Genomic DNA, 18224 nt, shown 5'->3' on the forward strand with positions numbered 1-18224 from the left:
TAGGCGTGAGCAGGTTCACGCCTACAAGGATTCTCGGCATCAAATAGATTTGTATGAATCTGCTACTTGGCCTAACGTCGGCCCCATCAGCCCTCGTGCGATATAAGGCTCGTTGATGCCGACTAACGGACAGATCTCCCTCGAACGAACAATCCCAACCCTGTCGTTACTGCCCCGACCGTTATTCGCCCGGGTAGAAAGTCTTAACGCCGGGTCCTGGACACCCCCGCATCGCCACGACTGGGTGCAGTTTTCCTACGCCATCAGTGGTGTCCTCGGCGTGCATACCGCCGAAGGCAGTTTCTATGCGCCGCCGCAGTGGGGTATCTGGATTCCGGCGGACCTTGAACATCAAGTCGTGACCTCGATGCGCGCCGAAATGCGCAGCCTGTACGTGCGTCGCGAAGATTGTGAGTGGGCGGACGGGCGCTGCCGGGTGCTGGAGGTCACGCCGTTGGCGCGGGAGCTGATCAAGAGTTTTTGCATGTTGCCCGTGGAATATCCACAAGGCGACAGCCAGGAAGCGCGGTTGGTGGGTGTGTTGCTGGATCAGTTGGCGAACTTGCCGGAGGTGGGGTTTTCCCTGCCGCTGCCACGGCATGAGCGGCTGCTGGGGTTGTGCAACGAGTTGATTGAAAGCCCTGAGCAGAACGTGACATTGCAGGCGTGGGCGGAGCGCTTGGGCACGTCGGAAAAGACCCTGATGCGCCTGTTTCAGCGCGAGACGGGTTTGAGCTTTCGCGGCTGGCGACAACGGATGCGGCTGTTGTCTTCGTTGAGTTTGCTGGAGGAGGGCGACAGCGTGACCAATGCAGCGCTGGCGTGTGGGTATGACTCGACGTCGGCGTTTATTGCGGCGTTCAAAGGGCTGTTCGGGTTTACCCCTGGCGAGCTCTTCAAGCAATAACACCACCTGATCCTTGTAGGAGTGAGCCTGCTCGCGATAGCTGACTGACCTTCAACATTGATGTTGACTGACATGGCCTCATCGCGAGCAGGCTCACTCCTACAGTGGATGTGTGGTGTTCTTGAGATCAGGTTTTGAAGCGTCGAACCAACCCGTCCAGTTCATTCGAAAGCCCGGCCAGGCTCTGGGAATCCAGACGCGCCGAGTTCGCCAGTTCCGCGACCAATTGCGCGTCGCCATGGATCTGGCTGATGTGCCGGTTGATGTCTTCGGCCACGTGATGCTGCTCTTCGGCCGCGGTGGCGATCTGCGTGTTCATGTCGCGGATTACGTCCACCGACTCGCGAATCAACCCGAAGCTGTTGCGCGCTTCGCCGATGCGGCTCACCGACTGCTGCGACACTTCCAGGCTCGCATGCATCTGTTGAGTCACCTGGCTGGTGCGCTTGGCGAGGTTGCCGAGCAGACCGTCGATCTCTGCCGTGGAATCCGCCGTGCGCTTGGCCAGCGCCCGCACTTCGTCAGCCACCACCGCAAACCCGCGACCTTGCTCGCCGGCACGGGCCGCTTCAATGGCCGCGTTCAGCGCGAGCAGGTTGGTCTGCTCGGCGATCGAGCGAATGGTCCCCAGGATCGACTGGATATCGTTGCTGTCGCGCTCGAGTTGCTGCATCGACTGTGCCGACTGTTCGATTTCCTGGCTCAAGCGATCAACGCTGCTTACTGCCGCATCAATTTGCTGCTGGCCTTCGCGCGCCTGGCGCTGGCCACTGTCGGCAGAGTCCGCCGCCTGACTGCAAGAGCGCGCGACTTCGTTGGCGGTGGCGACCATTTCGTGGAACGCCGTGGACACCATGTCCACCGCTTCACGCTGACGCCCGGCGGCTTCGGCCATGTCGTTGGAGACCTGGGTCGAGCTTTTCGAGGTGGCGAGAATCTTGGTCGCGGCGCCGCCGATGCTTTGGATCAGGTTACGAATCGCGGTCAGGAACTGGTTGAACCAATTGGCCAGTTGCGCGGTTTCGTCGCTGCCACGGATTTCCAGGTTCTTGGTCAGGTCGCCTTCGCCTTGCGCGATGCCTTCCAGACCGCTGGCCACGCTGCGGATCGGCCGCACGATGACACTGGCAAAACTGGCGCCGAGGATGGCGAAGAACACGGCCAGCACGGCGGCGATGATTGCGATCAGCCAGGTCAGTTGGGTGGCCGAGCTCATCACGTCGTTTTGTTTGATCAGGCCGATGAAGGTCCAGCCCAGTTGCTCCGACGGCCAGACGTTGGCCATGTAGCGTTCGCCATTGAGCTCGACTTCCACCAGGCCTTTGCCGGCCTTGGCCAGTTGTGCGTAACCCTCGCCGAGGCTGCTCAGTGGCTTGAAGTTGTGCTCCGGTTGTTTCGGGTCCACCAGGACCATGCCGGTGTTTTCCAGCAACATCAGGTAGCCGGTTTCACCGAGCTTGATCTGTTTGACGATTTCGGTGAGCTGCTTGAGCGTCACGTCGATGCTGACCACGCCGCCGTTGCTGCCCAACTTGTTGTCGATGGTGCGCACGGTGCTGACGTAAGTCGCGTCGTCCTGTGCCCAATAGTAGGCCTCGGTGCGAAACGGCTTGCCCGGTTTGGCCTGGGCTGCTTTGTACCAGGGGCGCTGGCGCGGGTCATAGTTGTTCAGCTTCGCATCGTCCGGCCACGACACATAACCACCGGCCGCGGTGCCGAGAATGGCGTAGGCGTAGGACGGGTGACTGTTGCCCAGGTCCTGCAGGAGGCCGAAGACTTTTTTGTCCATCTCGCCTTGCGGAATGCTCTCGGCGTTGGCGCTCATGTAGGTCTTGAGGCTGTCGTCGGAGTTTTTGATCAGCGGTTGTTTGGCCAGATAGTCGACGTTCTGGCTGATGCCGTCGAAAAACAGTTGCATGGCGTTGCTGACCTGACGAATTTCGCGGCCGCTGCCATCGACGAAACTCTCTTTGGCATCGCTGCGCAGGTTCATCACAACGAGGGTGGCGACCAGCACCACGGGCAAGCAGGCGATGATTGCAAACGCCCAGGTCAACTTCTGTTTGATGTTCATCCGCGCTCCAGATTTTCTTGTAGGCCCACGCAGTGCAGATGACTCGCGGAATATTGGCAGCCGAAAACGTTGTTGTTCATCTCGGGTCCGTGAGTGCGCCGTCGTTTTCTGTAGGAAAGATTGTCGGACAAATACCTTTGTCACTGAGGACTTCGGCTGCTGGCGGGGGAAATTGAGGCCTGTTTGGAAAAATCCTACGAAGGGTACGAATCTGGATGTCAGCTTCTGTCGTAAATGCCCTAAAAACCATTCGCTTACGTGTGTCATCGGCTCAGCTATGATCTACGGCGGTCATTGACGACCGGCGGCGAATGAGCAATTAATCCGGCACATTGTGTGCATCACGACGTTCATAGGTCGGCAACCCCTCCCCCGAACGAGTGGATTGCCGTATAACGAATGACTTTCGCGTGTTTGGTAATAAAGGACCCACAATAAAAGCTGATGAAGACTCCAAAACGCATTGAACCCCTGATCGAGGACGGTCTGGTCGACGAGGTGCTGCGCCCACTCATGAGTGGTAAAGAAGCAGCTGTTTATGTGGTGCGCTGCGGCAACGAGTTACGTTGCGCGAAGGTCTACAAGGAGGCGAATAAACGCAGTTTCCGTCAGGCGGCCGAGTACCAGGAAGGCCGCAAGGTACGCAACAGCCGTCAGGCTCGTGCCATGGCCAAGGGCTCCAAGTTCGGCAAGAAAGAAACCGAAGACGCCTGGCAAAACGCCGAAGTGGCGGCCCTGTTCCGTCTGGCCGGTGCCGGTGTGCGGGTGCCCAAGCCGTATGACTTCCTCGAAGGCGTACTGCTCATGGAACTGGTGGCCGATGAATACGGCGATGCCGCGCCGCGTCTGAACGACGTGGTGCTGGAACCGGACCAGGCCCGTGAATATCACGCGTTCCTGATTTCACAGATCGTGCTGATGCTGTGTACCGGTCTGGTGCACGGTGACCTGTCCGAGTTCAATGTGCTGTTGACCCCGGACGGCCCGGTGATCATCGACTTGCCTCAGGCGGTGGATGCGGCGGGCAACAACCACGCGTTCAACATGCTGGAACGGGACGTGGGCAACATGGCGTCCTACTTCGGGCGGTTTGCGCCGGAGTTGAAAAAGACCAAGTACGCCAAGGAAATGTGGGCGTTGTACGAAGCCGGCACCTTGCACCCGGCCAGTATCTTGACCGGCGAGTTCGACGAGCCGGAAGAGTTGGCCGACGTTGGCGGGATCATGCGTGAAATCGAGGCTGCGCGGCTGGACGAAGAGCGTAAGCAAGCGATCCGCGCTGCTGACGACGCGCCCCCGAGCAAAGCCGAAGAACCGCCTCCGCCCTGGATGCAGTGATGGGCTAAACAAAAACCCGGCTTCGGCCGGGTTTTTTGTAGAGGCTTTATTTGTGGAACCGCGGCGTCTGCATCGCGGGCAAGCCACGCTCCCACAGGTTAGATGTCGATCACAGATCCGTGGTCTGCACATAACCTGTGGGAGCGTGGCTTGCCCGCGATGGCGTCAGACCAGACAATCCACAACAGCCAGACCCTCCACACTCAAGGATTGAATGTGAACACCTCCACCCGCAACGCCCGACTGATCATCGCCGCCCGTCTGGTTTCGGACTTTGGCGCTTTCCTCAACATGGTCGCCCTGGCCACTTACGTTTACCTGCTCAGCAACAGCGCCATAAGTGTCGGCATTTTCCTCGCCAGCCGTGTCGGCGGAGGGATTTTCGCCAGTCTGATCGGCACCCCGTTCTATCGCCGCTGGGGCGGGCGCATGCCGTTGATCGCCTTCGACCTGTTGCGTGCAGGATTGCTCGGGTTGTTGCTGGTGCTGCCGGTGAGTCAACAGGCGCTGCTGCTCCCCGTTATCGCGTTCGGCCTGGGTTTGGGCAACTCGATGTTTGCCATCGGCCTGAACAGTCAGCTGCCGCATTTGATCGATGGCGTACACCTGCTCAAGACCAATGCCTGGATCACCTCCGCATCGTCGGCCGCGATGGTCGGCGGCAGTCTGGTGGCGGGGCTTTTGGTGGCGGCGTTTGGGTTTGAAACGGTGTTTGCGCTGAACGTGGTGACGTACCTGTTGGCCGCGTTGTTCATATTGCCGCTGCGATTTTCCATCCCGGCAGCCAGTGATGAGTCGTCCCGCAAGGGCGGTGAATGGGCGGCCCTGCGCCAAGGGTTGCACAGCGCACCGGTCGTGGCCGCGATGCTCGCGGTCACCATGGCCGACACCCTTGGCAGTGCCGCGCACAACGTGGGTTTGCCAATAGTTTCCAAACTGCTGACCCCCGAATCAGCCAGCACCACGCTGGGCTTGGCGCTGGCGGTCTGGGCGTGCGGAAAGTTAATCGGCGCTCGAATCGCCAGTCGCCTGAAAGGCTCGGACAACATCAATCTGGAGCGGCGATTTTTCTTCGGGGTGTTGCTGATGTCCTGCGGCTTCATCCTGATGTTTCAGCAGCAGACCCTGTTCGGTTTGCTGTTGTTCTCGTTGCCGGCGGGATTGGGTGACGGCTTCTCGGAAGTCGGCTTGATGTCCCGTTTGCAACGCGAACCGGACGCTCTGCGTTTGCCGATTTTCAGTTTCTTAACCCTGCTGCAAATGACCGGGTTCGGCGTCGGCATGTTGATCGCCGCACCGTTCTATTCATGGTGGACGCCGGGTGCGGTGGTGTTGCTGTTCCACGGCATTCCCCTCACCACGTTGCTGGTGGTGAAGGGCCTGGCGATCAGGGGCGCACAGGTTCGGCGCAGCAGCCCGACGCCAGGTTCTTGAGGATCGGGCAGTCGGGGCGATGGTCGCCTTGGCAATGCTCGACCAAGTCTTGCAAGGTGTCGCGCAACTGGCCGAGTTCGCGGATCTTCTGGTTCAGCTCGTCGATGTGCTGACGGGCCAAGGCCTTCACGTCGGCGCTGGCGCGTTGGCGGTCCTGCCAGAGGGTCAGCAGCTTGCCGACCTCTTCCAGTGAAAACCCCAGGTCCCGGGAGCGCTTGATGAACGCCAGCGTGTGCAGGTCGTCGTCGCCATAAACCCGGTAGCCGCTGTCGGTGCGATGGGCAGCCTTGAGCAGTCCGATGGACTCGTAGTAACGGATCATCTTTGCGCTCAGGCCGCTTTGACGGGCTGCTTGACCGATGTTCATCAATTGTCCTCCAGGTCCTTGGGCTTCCAGGTTTTCAACAGTAACGCATTGCTCACCACGCTGACGCTCGACAACGCCATGGCCGCCCCGGCCAGCACCGGGTTGAGGAAACCGAACGCCGCCAGCGGAATGCCGATCAGGTTGTAGACGAACGCCCAGAACAGGTTCTGCCGGATCTTCGCGTAGGTCTTGCGGCTGATCTCCAGCGCCGCCGGCACCAGCCGTGGATCGCCACGCATCAGCGTGATCCCGGCCGCGTGCATGGCCACGTCGGTGCCGCCACCCATGGCGATGCCGATGTCCGCCGCAGCCAGCGCCGGGGCGTCGTTGATGCCATCGCCGACCATCGCCACCACGCCGGTTTTTTTAAGTGTGGCGACGGTGGCGGCTTTGTCGGCGGGCAGCACTTCGGCGTGGACATCGGTGATGCCCAGTGCCTCGGCGACGACTTTGGCACTGCCACGGTTGTCGCCGGTCAGCAGGTGACTGCTGATGTGCCGCGCGCTGAGTTGTTGCACGGCTTGCAGGGCACCGGGTTTGAGAGTGTCGCCAAAAGCAAAGAGGCCGAGCACTTTCGATTCAGGGCTTTGTTCGATCAGCCAGGACAGGGTTCGGCCTTCGGTTTCCCAGGCGGTTGCCGAGTCCGCCAATGAACCCGCGTTTAAAGCACTTTCTTCCAATAGACGACGATTGCCCAGTGCCAGTCGACGCCCCTCAAGCGTGCCGGCGATGCCTCGCCCCGTCAGCGATTGACTGTCGCCGACATCCGCCACGGTCAAGCCGCGTTCGGTGCAAGCGTCCAGCACGGCCTTGGCCAGCGGGTGTTCGCTACCTCGTTGCAACGCACCGGCCATTTGCAGCAGGGCCGCTTCATTGCCGTCGATAGCCGTCAGATGGGCAATACGCGGTGCGCCCGAGGTCAGCGTGCCGGTCTTGTCGAATACCACCGCACTGACTTCATGGGCGCGTTCCAGTGCTTCGGCGTCTTTGATCAGAATCCCGTGACGTGCCGCCACGCCAGTCCCGGCCATGATCGCTGTTGGCGTGGCCAGTCCGAGGGCACAGGGGCAGGCAATCACCAACACCGCGACGGCATTGATCAGGGCGGTTTCAATCGGCGCGCCGTACAGCCACCAGCCGATGAAGGTCGCCAGGGCGATCAACAGAACAGTAGGCACGAACACCTGGCTGACTTTATCCACCAGTTTCTGGATGGGTGCCTTGGCGGCCTGGGCGTCTTCGACCAGACGAATGATGCGCGCCAACACGGTTTCCGCGCCCAAGGCCTGGGTGCGCACCAACAATCGCCCTTCACCATTGATCGCGCCGCCGGTGACCTTGTCCCCCGGTTGCTTGGGTACCGGCAGGCTTTCGCCGCTGATCAGCGCTTCGTCGGCGTGGCTCTGGCCTTCGACCACTTCGCCGTCCACCGGGAAGCGTTCACCGGGTTTGACCATGACCAGGTCATTTAGGCGCAGGGCACTGATGGCGACGTCTTGTTCGCGTCCCTCGATCACTTGAATCGCCCGCTCCGGACGCAAGGCTTCGAGGGCGCGAATGGCGCTGGCGGTCTGGCGCTTGGCGCGGCTTTCCAGGTATTTGCCGAGCAGGACCAAGGCAATCACCACGGCCGAAGCTTCGAAATACAGGTGCGGCATGCGCCCGGCGGCGGTGGCCCATTCGTAAAGACTCAGGCCGTAACCCGCGCTGGTGCCGAGGGCGACCAGCAAATCCATGTTCCCGGCCCCGGCGCGCACGGCTTTCCAGGCCGCCACATAAAAACGTGCACCGAAGATGAATTGCACTGGCGTTGCCAGGGCGAATTGCGCCCACGCGGGAAGCATCCAGTGCACGCCGAACGGTTGCAGCAACATGGGCAGCACCAGCGGCAAGGCGAGGAGGAGAGCCATGATCAACGCCCAGCGTTCACGGTGCAGGCGCTGTTGTTGAGTGTCGGTGGGCGGGTGTTCGACTTCCCAGACACTGGCGGCGTAACCGGCTTTGGTTACTGCCGCGATCAAGGTCTGTGGATCGATCTGGCCGAGCAGTTCGAGGTGGGCGCGTTCGTTGGCCAGGTTGACGCTGACGCTCTGGACCCCCGGCACCTTCGCCAGCGCACGTTCGACCCGGCCGACGCACGAGGCGCAGGTCATGCCGTCGATGCTCAGTTCCAGGCTGTGGCGGGGCACGCTGTAACCGGCCTGTTCAACAGCGGCCATCAACGCGGGCAAGCTGTCGCTGGGCGCCTGGACGCGGGCCTGTTCGGTGGCCAGGTTGACACTGACGGCGGTGGCGCCGATGACTTTGCTCAAGGCGCGTTCGACACGCCCGGCGCAACTGGCGCAGGTCATGCCGGCAATCGGCAGATCGAATGTGGTGGATTCGGACATCGGTCGTACTCCCTGTAGTAGATACCCACAGGATCAACCTTGCCATGCGGGCAAGGTCAAGCACCAATATTTATGCCTGCGCCGAACCCTGTGGGAGCGAGCAAGCTCGCTCCCACAGGGGCTTCACATTGGATTTGCTCAGTATTCGAGAGAAGCAGGCTTGAGGTACATCCCTTCCTGCGTCATCGCGATCCGGTACTTCAACACATCCCCCGCCTTGAGCGAGATGATCTGCGAACCCGGCGCGAGCATGCCCGGGTTGCAACCCGGCACCTGGCCCGGCAGCAGTTTAAGGCGCAGGGACACGGGGCCCGGTGGCAGGTTGAACGAGGTGCTTTGTTCCTGGAACAGTCGTGCGGACAGTTGGTCCTGGATGTACACACCGATTTCGCAGGAGGTCGCGACTTCCAGGCGCTCGCGGGAAATGATCAGTACGCCATAGTCCTCCCCGGCGGCTTGAACCGAAGGTGTCGCGGCAAAGAGGCTGAGCAAGCCAAACAGGCTGAGAGCTGACCAGCGCATGGCTGAATCTCCTGAAATCGAGTCATTGATGCACGCAGCTTGGCCGAGCACGACGCCGAATGCCAGCCCGGCAGATTGTTGAAGAACTTGACCTTGCCATGGTGGCAAGCTCGAGACTGTTCGCAACCTCAATAAAGGAGCCACACCATGCAAGTGTTCAACGTTCAGGGCATGTCTTGCGGTCACTGTGTCAAAGCCATTACCCAGGCCTTGCAAGCCAAGGATCCGGCGGCCAGCGTGCGGGTCGATCTGGCGGCCAAGGAAGTCGGGGTTGAGAGCGCGCTGACGGTTGAGCAGGTAATCGCCGCGATCACCGAAGAAGGCTACGACGCCAAAGTCGCCTGACCCAACGCACTCCTACAGGGAATCTACATTCATTCAGCGGGTTTTTAATAGTTAGCGAGCTATCGGAATGTTCAAGGCGTTCATGCGCGGCTAGACTGTGGGGCCTGCCGACCCATGCTCAACTGGATGCCTGATGAATTTCCGTACCATTTTGATTCTTGGCGCCCTGACCGCTTTCGGTCCGCTGGCGATCGACTTCTATCTGCCCGCCTTCCCGGCAATGGCCCTGGCCTTCGGCACCGATGAAAAACACGTTCAACTGACCTTGGCGGCGTACTTCCTCGGTTTGTCGATTGGTCAACTGGCCTACGGCCCGGTGGCCGATCGTTTTGGACGGCGTATCCCGTTGCTGGCCGGGGTCGGTCTGTTCACCCTCGCTTCGCTGGCCTGCGCTTATGCGCCGAACCTCGAATGGCTGATCGGCGCGCGTTTTGTCCAGGCGTTGGGCGGTTGTGCGGGGATGGTGATTTCCCGTGCGGTGGTCAGCGATAAATGCGACGCCGTGGGGTCGGCGAAAGTTTATTCGCAACTGATGCTGGTCATGGGGCTGGCACCGATTCTCGCGCCGATGCTCGGCGGCTTGCTGGTCAACACCACGGGTTGGCAGTCGATCTTCCTGGTATTGTCCGGTTTCAGTGCCCTGGCTGCCTTGGCCGTGGCACTCGGGTTGCCGGAAAGTTTGCCCGCGCATATGCCGCGCCAGCCGCTGACGGGGGCTTTGCGGCAGTACGGTCGCCTGTTGTCCGACCGGGTCTATCTCGGTCACGCCCTGACGGGTGGCATCGCCATTGCCGGGATGTTTTCCTACATCGCCGGATCACCGTTCGTGTTCATCAAACTCTATGGCATACCGGCCGAGCATTTCGGCTGGCTGTTCGGCACGAACGCGGCGGGGTTTATTCTGGTGGCGCAAGTCAATGCGCGATTGCTGGCCAAGCGGGGGCCGGCGTTCCTGCTGGCGCGTGCCGTGTGGGTTTACCTGACCGCCGGCCTGGCGCTGCTCGCCGTCAGTGCGCTGCACCCTGAGCACCTGTGGCCGTTGCTGATCCCGCTGTTTATTTGCATCTCCAGCCTCGGTTGCATCCTGCCCAATGCGTCGGCGTGCGCCATGAACGGGCAGGGCGCCCGTGCTGGCAGTGCGTCGGCATTGCTTGGGTGCCTGCAGTTCACCGTCGCGGCCGGTGCGGCTGCGCTTGTGGGTGTTTTACACGATGGCAGCGCCGTGCCGATGGCGATGGTCATCAGCCTGTGCGGACTGTTGGTGGTGAGCGCTGCAATGCTCACCCGTCGTTTGCAAAATGCCCGGGCGCTGGCACAAGCCCAGGTCTGAGGCAGGACTCAGCCAGCAGCGCGCTGCTGTTGGCGACCGGGAATCTGGTGGGGGGCGTACAGGCGGGCTTCGAGGGTTCGGGTAAAGGCCAGTGCTTCGGCTTCACTGCGAAAGGTCACGGCATGCTGGTCCAGACGGACTTGCCACTGAGATTTAGCCACTTCTTTTATCAGGATCTTCATTGCTGATCTCTCCTCTCGTAAAAGTTGCTACGTAAAGATTGTGCCGCAGAGATTTCGATTGTAGACCCGAATACGATCGCTATTGTGACAGACGTCAACCTTCGGACTGACGGTGTCGCTCATTGCTGAGCGACACTGTTTCATCATGTTTCAGAAGCCTTCCAGCACAATCTTGCCCTTGGCTTTGCCGCTCTCCAGCAGCGCATGTGCCCGGCGCAGGTTGGCCGCATTGATGGTGCCGAAGTGCTCGCCGACCGTGGTTTTCAACGTGCCAGCGTCGATCAGCCCGGCAACGCGGTTGAGCAGTTTGTGCTGCTCGATCATGTCCGCGGTTTCGAACAGCGAGCGCGTGTACATGAACTCCCAGTGCAGCGACAGGCTCTTGCGTTTGAGCTTGGTCACGTCCAGTGACTTGGGGTCATCGATCAGCGCCAGTTTGCCTTGCGGCGCCAGCGCCTCGACCAGTTGGTCCAGATGCTGATCGGTCTGGGTCAGGCTGGCGACATGGGTCACGGCGTCCACGCCGGCACGCTTGAGTTCGTCGCTCAGCGGTTGGCTGTGATCAATTACCAGGTCTGCCCCCAATTCACGAACCCAGTCTTGGGTGTCCGGACGAGAGGCGGTGCCAATGACCTTAAGCCCGGTGAGCTGGTTGGCCAATTGCGTGAGGATCGAACCCACGCCACCGGCCGCGCCAACGATCAGCAGACTCTGGCCTTCATCGGTGTTGCCTTCGCGAACTTGCAGGCGCTCAAAGAGCAATTCCCAGGCGGTGATGGCGGTCAGCGGCAGTGCGGCGGCTTCGGCGAAACCGAGGGTTTTCGGCATGTGGCCGACGATCCGCTCATCCACCACATGGCGTTCGCTGTTGCCACCGGCACGCGCAATGGAGCCCGCGTAAAAAACCTTGTCGCCGACCTTGAACAAGGTCACGTCGCTGCCGACGGCCGTGACCACACCGGCCACGTCCCAACCGAGCACCTTGGCTGCGCCTTCTTCAGGCTGGACGTTCTGGCGGACCTTGGTGTCCACCGGGTTGACCGAGATGGCTTTGACTTCCACCAACAGATCGCGCGGACCGGCAACCGGTTCTGGCAGCTCGATGTCTTGCAGGGAGTGCTCGTCGCTGATCGGCAGCGAATTGTAGTAGGCAATGGCTTTCATCTAAGGAGCTCCGAAAGGTAATAAAAGAAGGGGTAGGCCTGATGCCAGCTGCTACAAAGTGCGCGTCGGCGGGAGGGGTCAGGCCACGGTACGCAGGCGCTTGAGGTCGAAGTGTTCGAGGAAGTCGCCGGCCTTGGCCCGGAAATTCTGGATATGGGCGCTGGCGTCATGCGCTTGCAGGGCTTCGTCGCTGCTCCACTGTTCGATCATGTAAAAGGCCAAGGGATTGGCGAGGTCCTGGTGCAGATCGTATTGGCCGCAACCGGCCTCGGCGCGGGTCGGTTCCAGCAGGGCGCGCAGGTGCTGTTCGAGAGCGTCTTGCTGGCCGGCTTTGGCGATGAGGGTGGCAATGGCGGTAAATGGCTGGGACATGAACGACTCCGGGAGCGTGATGAATTCGATTGCACAGATGATTGGCTATTTCGCCGCAAGATAAAACCCGCTAAAAGAGCAGTCTCTTTCAATATTTTTTTGATAATCGAGGCTGAAAATGCTGCGTTTCGATGACTTGCAGCTGTTCGTTCGCGCTGCCGATCTGGGAAGCCTGTCGGCGGCGGCGCGGGTGATGGACATGTCCGCGGCGGTGGCCAGCGCGGCGTTGAAGCGCATCGAGCAACAACTCGGTGCCCGCTTGCTCGCACGTTCCACCCGCAGCCTGCGCCTGACGGCCGAAGGCGAGGGCTTTCTGGAATATGCCCGGGCGGCCCTGAGCAACCTGGATGAAGGGCGCCGTTTGCTGGCCAGTGGTCAGGACCAGGTCAGCGGGATTCTGCAACTGTCCGCCCCGTCGGACTTTGGCCGCAACCTGTTATTGCCGTGGCTGGACGAGTTTCAGCGCGAGCATCCGAAACTGACCGTGCGGTTGTTGCTGGGTGATCGCATTGCCGACTTGTTCCGGCAACCGGTCGACATCGCCCTGCGTTATGGCGAGCCGGAAGACTCGAGCCTGGTGGCGCTGCCCATCGCCCCGCAGAACCGCCGCGTCCTGTGTGCCGCGCCGGATTACCTGGCCAGACATGGCGAACCCCGGCAGCTGGAGCAATTGGCCCAGCACAATTGTTTATTGTTCATGCTCGGCAGTCGGGTCCACGATCACTGGAGTTTCCATGACGGCAAACGCGAGGTCGGCCTGACGGTCAGCGGTGATCGTTTCAGTGACGATGCTGATGTGGTGCGTCTGTGGGCGGTGGCCGGCGCCGGGATCGCTTACAAGTCCTGGCTCGATGTCGCCGCCGATGTGCTCGCCGGGCGGTTGAAAGTGTTGATGCCGGAACTGCTCTGTGAGCGCGCACCGCTGAATTTGCTGTGCGCCCATCGCGCACAATTGAGTAAGCCTGTGAACCTGTTGCGGGAAATGCTTGCCAGCCGATGTGCTGATTTGGGCAGACAATTCCCGACGATATCGGGCAACGATCAATAGTCGCAGGCAAATAGAGAAATTTCTGTCAGCAACTATCAGCACCCACGGTTTCCCAAGGGCAGGAACCGGCGGTTAACCCGCTTATACTAGCGCCCGCCTCATGTACGCACCGTCGATCTCGCGATGGCGAGTCCGCGTTACAGTCGGCTGGCACTCCGTTCAAGTACCCGACCTTTGCCCTGGCTGCGAAGAAATGGCTCGGGTGAGCGGGGGACTTTGCCCGGCTAATGGCGGTTTCCGCGTCTTGGCCGACGACACATTACTGGTCAAGATGTCTCTGAGCAGCAGACGAAACGATTCAACAGGGAGTGAATACATGGAACATGCACCTTGCATCAGCCAGATCGCCACGTTACTGGCTGACCCAAAGCGCAGCGCAATGATGTGGGCCTTGATGGACGGCGCGGCGCGGCATACCGAAGAGCTGGCGTTGTTGGCCGGCCTGTCACCCTCTTCGGCCAGCGCGCACTTGGGGCGATTGTCCGCAGGCGGTCTGTTGAAAGTTGACGTTCGCGGGCGAAAGCGTTTTTTCCGCCTGGCTGCCCCCGAAGTCGGCGCGGCCATCGAGGCATTGGCCAGCGCCACGCTGGCCAGTACGCCACGGGAAGTCCCGGATGTTTTCAAGCGTCCCAATCCCGTCGCCAAACCTCAGGCGGCGCCATCTTCACTGCTGCGGGCGAGACTGTGCGACGACCATTTGGGCGGCACCCTGGCCGCCGACCTTTACCAGCGATTGCTGGATGCAGGCTGGATCGAACAGATCGATCAGCGGGTCATGATTACCCATAAAGGCTCGACGCAACTGGCGACACGCGGCGTGTTCATCCAGGCGCTGGCCCATCGCAACAGTCGAGTGGCCTGCGCCTGCCCGGACTGGAGCGAAAGACGCCCGCACATGGGCGGTTCACTGGGGGCGGCGTTGTTGCAGCTGTTCATGCAATCGGGCTGGTTGAGCCTGCCCAACGAGTCCCGCGCCTTGCAGATCACCGCTGCGGGGCAGCGTGAAATCCATCGTTTCGCCAAGGAAACCGAACTGGAAATGGCGCTTTAGAGCGTCCTGATGTCGACGTCTGCCGGCATCGTGTTCAGGCGTCGTTCAGAGCTGTGGACAGGTCGCATCCAGCAATAGCCGCCAGACACTATCGCGCACACTCGATCCAGGGACTTTCGGATGAGGGGGATGTGGTATGGAATCACGTGGCTTCAGCGCGGCAGAACGATTGGAACGTCTGCCCATCAGCGGTTATCACCGGATCATTTTCATCATCATTGCCCTGGCGTTTTTCTTCGATTCCATGGACCTGGCAATGATGACCTTTCTGCTCGGCTCGATCAAAACCGAGTTCGGCCTGAGTTCGGCGCAGGCCGGGCTGCTGGCCAGTTCGAGTTTCTTCGGCATGGTGCTGGGCGCCTCACTGTCGGGCATGCTGGCCGATCGCTTTGGTCGCAAGCCGGTGTTCCAGTGGAGCATCGTGCTGTGGGGCATCGCCAGTTACCTGTGTTCTACGGCGCAGAGCGTTGAAACGCTGACCTTGTTCAGAATCCTCCTGGGCATCGGCATGGGCATGGAGTTTCCGATTGCCCAGTCGATGTTGTCCGAGCTGATCCCGGCCAAACGGCGTGGGCGCTACATCGCGTTGATGGACGGTTTCTGGCCACTGGGTTTTGTCGCGGCCGGGGTGCTGTCCTATTTTCTGTTGCCGGTGATTGGCTGGCGGGACATCTTCCTGGTTCTGGCGGTGCCGGCGGTGTTTGTGCTGGCGATCCGCTTTTTCATTCCCGAGTCGCCACGCTGGCTGGAACAGGCCGGGCATCATGCGGCGGCCGACACGGTGCTGCGACGGATCGAAGAGCGTGTGCGTGTGTCGCTGGGACGTGGGGACTTACCTGAGCCGGTTCGGCTGCCGCACGTGGCGACTACGCCAGGCAACTTCTTTTCCGCGTTGCAACAGATCTGGTCGCCGCAGTATCGCCAGCGCACGATGATGATCTGGAGCGTCTGGTTCTTTGCCTTGCTGGGTTTCTACGGCCTCACGTCCTGGCTCAGTGCCTTGCTGCAGCAGTCGGGTTTTGCCGTGACCCAGTCGGTGTATTACACGGTGCTGATTTCCCTCGGCGGGATTCCCGGCTTCCTCATGGCCGCCTGGCTGGTGGAGCGTTGGGGGCGTAAGCCGGTGTGCGTGGTGACCTTGCTCGGCGGCGGGGTGATGGCGTTTCTCTACGGGCAAAGCGCAGTGTTTGGCGGCAATGTCAGCCTGTTGATCGCGTCGGGGCTGTTGATGCAGTTCTTCCTGTTCGGCATGTGGGCGGTGCTCTACACCTACACGCCGGAGTTGTACCCCACGTCGGCACGCGCTACGGGCTCGGGGTTTGCCTCGGCGATTGGTCGGGTGGGCTCGTTGCTCGGTCCATTGGTGACGGGGTTGGTGTTTCCGGTGACCGGGCAGGGCGGGGTCTTCGCGTTGGGGGCGATGTGTTTTGCGATTGCGGCGGGGGTGGTGTGGGTGTTCGGGATGGAGACGCGAGGGAAGACGCTGGAGGAGTTGACGGAAGCAGTGGTCGTCAATTAATCACAATCCCTGTGGGAGTGAGCTTGCTCGCGATGGCGGCCTTACATTCAACAATGATGTTGGGTGTGATGGCGTCATCGCGAGCAAGCTCGCTCCCACATGTGATCTTCAGCAGCCTTACGGTTTTACCAACCGGGCATCCAGGCTGTTCTGCGCCAGGCGCTTGGCCTGATCCTGGGTCATGCCCAGGTCGGTGTACAGCGCGTGGAAGTTCTCGGTCACGTAGCCGCCGAAGTACGCCGGGTCATCGGAGTTCACCGTCACTTTCACGCCACGCTCGAGCATGTCGAGAATGTTGTGCTGGGACATGTGATCGAACACCTTGAGCTTGGTGTTGGACAACGGGCACACGGTCAGCGGGATCTGCTCGTCGATGATCCGCTGCATCAAGCGCTCGTCTTCGATGGCGCGCACGCCATGGTCGATGCGCTGGATTTTCAGCAGGTCGAGGGCTTCCCAGATGTACTCGGGCGGGCCTTCTTCACCGGCGTGGGCCACGGTCAGGAAGCCTTCGTGACGGGCACGGTCGAACACGCGCTGGAACTTGCTCGGCGGGTGTCCCCTCTCGGAACTGTCCAGGCCCACGGCGACAAACGCATCGCGGAACGGTAGCGCCTGATCGAGGGTTTTCTGCGCCTCGTCTTCGCTCAAGTGGCGCAGGAAGCTCAGGATCAGACCGCTGGTGATGCCCAGTTGCTGCTCGCCATCCTTGAGCGCAGCGGCGATGCCGTTGAGCACCACTTCGAACGGTACGCCCCGGTCGGTGTGGGTTTGCGGGTCGAAGAACGGTTCGGTGTGAATCACGTTCTGCGCCTTGCAACGCAACAGGTACGCCCAGGTCAGGTCGTAGAAATCCTGCGAGGTGCGCAACACGTCGGCGCCCTGGTAATACAGGTCGAGAAACTCTTGCAGGTTGTTGAAGGCGTACGCTTTGCGCAGGGTGTCGACGTCGCTCCACGGCAGGGCGATCTTGTTGCGTTCGGCCAGGGCGAACAGCAGCTCAGGCTCCAGCGAGCCTTCGAGGTGCAAATGCAGTTCTGCCTTGGGCAGGGCGTTCAGCCAGTCGTACATGGTCTTTTCTCATCAGGTGCAGATGGCGAGCATTCTACAGATGCTCGTAGAAACATTTAGCAAAACCTGACCAGCCGGTTGATCACACCGCTTCCGGTTCCCGTCGATAAGCGTAGGTATCGGCGAAACGCGAGAGCAGGAATTCGGCGCAGGTAGTGGCCGGGTATTTCGCCGGGTGCACGTCATCCTGACAACCGGGCAGGCATTGGATGCGTGTGTCGGGGTGCGGCTCGGCGAAGAATGGCATCGAATAACGGTCCACGCCCAACGGGCTGAGCACCCGATGCGGCGTCGACAGGTAACGGTCGTTGCTCCAGCGCGCCATCATGTCGCCGAGGTTGACCACGAACGTGCCCTCAATCGGTGGCGCGTCGATCCATTCGCCTTTCACGTTGCGCACTTGCAAGCCACCGGCGGCGTCCTGATAGAGCAGGGTGATGCAACCGTAATCGGTGTGAGCGCCGGCGCCTTGTTGTTCGGCGGAACTGGCGGTGTGGCGGGGCGGGTAATGGATCATTCGCAACACGCTGACCGGATCGTTGAAACGGCTGTCGAAAAAATCCCGCTCGATGCCCAGGGCCAGCGTCATCGCACGCAACAGGGTTTGGGCGAGGGCCTGCATGTCGACGTAGTGTTGCTCCATCAGCGCTTCCCACCCAGGCAGCAACGGATGACGGTTAGGCCCGCGCAAAGGTTTTTCCGCCAGGACTTCGGGGTGATCGGCCGGCAGGTGCAGGCCCATGTCGAAGGTTTCCTTGAGGTCGCTGGGCTTGCTCGGGTCGAGTTGTTCGGTGGCGATGGCGCCGTAGCCGCGGTGATGGCGGGTTTGGGTGATGTCGATTTTCAGCTTTTCGGCAGTGGGTTGGGCGAAAAAGTGTTGGGCGTGGTCGAGTACGGCGGCGATGCGTTGCGCGGAAATCGGGTGGCCCTTGATGTAGAAGAAACCCCATTCGCGGCAGGCGTGGTCGATCTCGGTAGCGACGGCTGTCCACGCATTTTGGTCATCGCTGTAGAGCGGGGCGATGTCGATGATAGGAAGACGGTTCATGCAATTGTCCTGAGGAATACGCAGTCTGAAAAACACCGGAGTACCCCTGTGGGAGCGAGCTT

Annotated in this window: 17 protein-coding genes and 1 pseudogene; 8 read left to right on the top strand and 10 right to left on the bottom strand. The window is 60.8% G+C overall.

What is annotated here, in order from left to right:
- Positions 1-115: 115 nt before the first annotated feature.
- On the top strand, positions 116-907 hold the full coding sequence (locus tag SB725_RS12460; protein WP_027921863.1) for an AraC family transcriptional regulator: 792 nt from the start codon (positions 116-118) through the stop codon (positions 905-907).
- Positions 908-1034: 127 nt separating this feature from the next.
- On the opposite strand, the gene SB725_RS12465 is transcribed toward SB725_RS12460, so the two are convergent.
- Entirely contained in the window at positions 1035-1802 is a 768-nt protein-coding gene (locus SB725_RS12465) for a methyl-accepting chemotaxis protein (RefSeq protein WP_405046792.1), read from the bottom strand.
- 90 nt (positions 1803-1892) lie between these two features.
- Positions 1893-3248, bottom strand: a pseudogene (locus tag SB725_RS12470) (cache domain-containing protein); the annotation flags it as partial.
- Positions 3249-3425: 177 nt separating this feature from the next.
- Here SB725_RS12470 and SB725_RS12475 point away from each other — a divergent pair.
- Together SB725_RS12475 and SB725_RS12480 are read left to right on the top strand one after the other, a co-directional pair.
- A complete protein-coding gene (locus SB725_RS12475; protein ID WP_027921861.1) occupies positions 3426-4319 on the top strand; it encodes a PA4780 family RIO1-like protein kinase in 894 nt (297 codons plus the stop codon).
- A 216-nt stretch (positions 4320-4535) separates the two neighbouring features.
- A complete protein-coding gene (locus tag SB725_RS12480; RefSeq protein WP_410921833.1) occupies positions 4536-5753 on the top strand; it encodes an MFS transporter in 1218 nt (405 codons plus the stop codon).
- On the opposite strand, the gene cueR is transcribed toward SB725_RS12480, so the two are convergent.
- The 3 genes from cueR to SB725_RS12495 all read right to left on the bottom strand — a co-directional run bounded on the left by cueR (position 5707) and on the right by SB725_RS12495 (position 9032).
- Positions 5707-6120, bottom strand: coding sequence for a Cu(I)-responsive transcriptional regulator (gene cueR / locus SB725_RS12485; RefSeq protein ID WP_027921859.1), 414 nt, complete (start codon positions 6118-6120; stop codon positions 5707-5709). The genes SB725_RS12480 and cueR overlap by 47 nt on opposite strands.
- Entirely contained in the window at positions 6120-8510 is a 2391-nt protein-coding gene (locus tag SB725_RS12490; protein WP_027921858.1) for a heavy metal translocating P-type ATPase, read from the bottom strand. The genes cueR and SB725_RS12490 overlap by 1 nt, the downstream gene beginning before the upstream one ends.
- 138 nt (positions 8511-8648) lie before the next feature.
- Positions 8649-9032, bottom strand: a complete 384-nt coding sequence (locus tag SB725_RS12495) for a hypothetical protein (protein WP_027921857.1) — start codon at positions 9030-9032, stop codon at positions 8649-8651.
- Between the two features lie 147 nt (positions 9033-9179).
- Between SB725_RS12495 and SB725_RS12500 the strand changes: the two genes are divergently transcribed.
- Positions 9180-9377 carry a cation transporter gene (locus SB725_RS12500; RefSeq protein WP_027921856.1) on the top strand — a complete coding sequence of 66 codons (198 nt, stop codon included), beginning with the start codon at positions 9180-9182 and terminating at the stop codon, positions 9375-9377.
- Between the two features lie 133 nt (positions 9378-9510).
- Entirely contained in the window at positions 9511-10707 is a 1197-nt protein-coding gene (locus tag SB725_RS12505; RefSeq protein WP_194940933.1) for a multidrug effflux MFS transporter, read from the top strand.
- Between the two features lie 8 nt (positions 10708-10715).
- On the opposite strand, the gene SB725_RS12510 is transcribed toward SB725_RS12505, so the two are convergent.
- The 3 genes from SB725_RS12510 to SB725_RS12520 all read right to left on the bottom strand — a co-directional run bounded on the left by SB725_RS12510 (position 10716) and on the right by SB725_RS12520 (position 12425).
- Positions 10716-10889 (bottom strand): hypothetical protein, encoded by a 174-nt coding sequence (locus SB725_RS12510; protein ID WP_172825920.1) that lies wholly within the window; start codon positions 10887-10889, stop codon positions 10716-10718.
- A 150-nt stretch (positions 10890-11039) separates the two neighbouring features.
- Positions 11040-12053 (bottom strand): zinc-binding alcohol dehydrogenase family protein, encoded by a 1014-nt coding sequence (locus SB725_RS12515; protein ID WP_059181683.1) that lies wholly within the window; start codon positions 12051-12053, stop codon positions 11040-11042.
- Between the two features lie 78 nt (positions 12054-12131).
- On the bottom strand, positions 12132-12425 hold the full coding sequence (locus SB725_RS12520) for a putative quinol monooxygenase (RefSeq protein WP_027921853.1): 294 nt from the start codon (positions 12423-12425) through the stop codon (positions 12132-12134).
- A gap of 118 nt (positions 12426-12543) precedes the next feature.
- Here SB725_RS12520 and SB725_RS12525 point away from each other — a divergent pair, with 118 nt between their 5' ends.
- The 3 genes from SB725_RS12525 to SB725_RS12535 all read left to right on the top strand — a co-directional run bounded on the left by SB725_RS12525 (position 12544) and on the right by SB725_RS12535 (position 16043).
- Positions 12544-13473: a LysR family transcriptional regulator gene (locus SB725_RS12525; RefSeq protein WP_027921852.1), complete on the top strand. Its 930-nt coding sequence runs from the start codon at positions 12544-12546 to the stop codon at positions 13471-13473.
- A gap of 316 nt (positions 13474-13789) precedes the next feature.
- The gene (locus SB725_RS12530; protein WP_027921851.1) at positions 13790-14524 is read left to right on the top strand and encodes an ArsR/SmtB family transcription factor; all 735 of its coding nucleotides are present in this window, start codon (positions 13790-13792) and stop codon (positions 14522-14524) included.
- 136 nt (positions 14525-14660) lie between these two features.
- A complete protein-coding gene (locus SB725_RS12535; protein ID WP_027921850.1) occupies positions 14661-16043 on the top strand; it encodes an MFS transporter in 1383 nt (460 codons plus the stop codon).
- A gap of 117 nt (positions 16044-16160) precedes the next feature.
- Here the strand turns inward: SB725_RS12535 and SB725_RS12540 are convergent, their stop codons facing one another.
- Both SB725_RS12540 and SB725_RS12545 read right to left on the bottom strand, forming a co-directional pair.
- Positions 16161-17114, bottom strand: a complete 954-nt coding sequence (locus tag SB725_RS12540; RefSeq protein WP_027921849.1) for an adenosine deaminase — start codon at positions 17112-17114, stop codon at positions 16161-16163.
- An 82-nt stretch (positions 17115-17196) separates the two neighbouring features.
- Positions 17197-18162 carry a 2-oxoglutarate and iron-dependent oxygenase domain-containing protein gene (locus SB725_RS12545; RefSeq protein WP_027921848.1) on the bottom strand — a complete coding sequence of 322 codons (966 nt, stop codon included), beginning with the start codon at positions 18160-18162 and terminating at the stop codon, positions 17197-17199.
- Positions 18163-18224: the final 62 nt, after the last annotated feature.

Source organism: Pseudomonas sp. SIMBA_041, from assembly GCF_046535095.1.
Lineage (GTDB): Bacteria > Pseudomonadota > Gammaproteobacteria > Pseudomonadales > Pseudomonadaceae > Aquipseudomonas > Aquipseudomonas mucoides.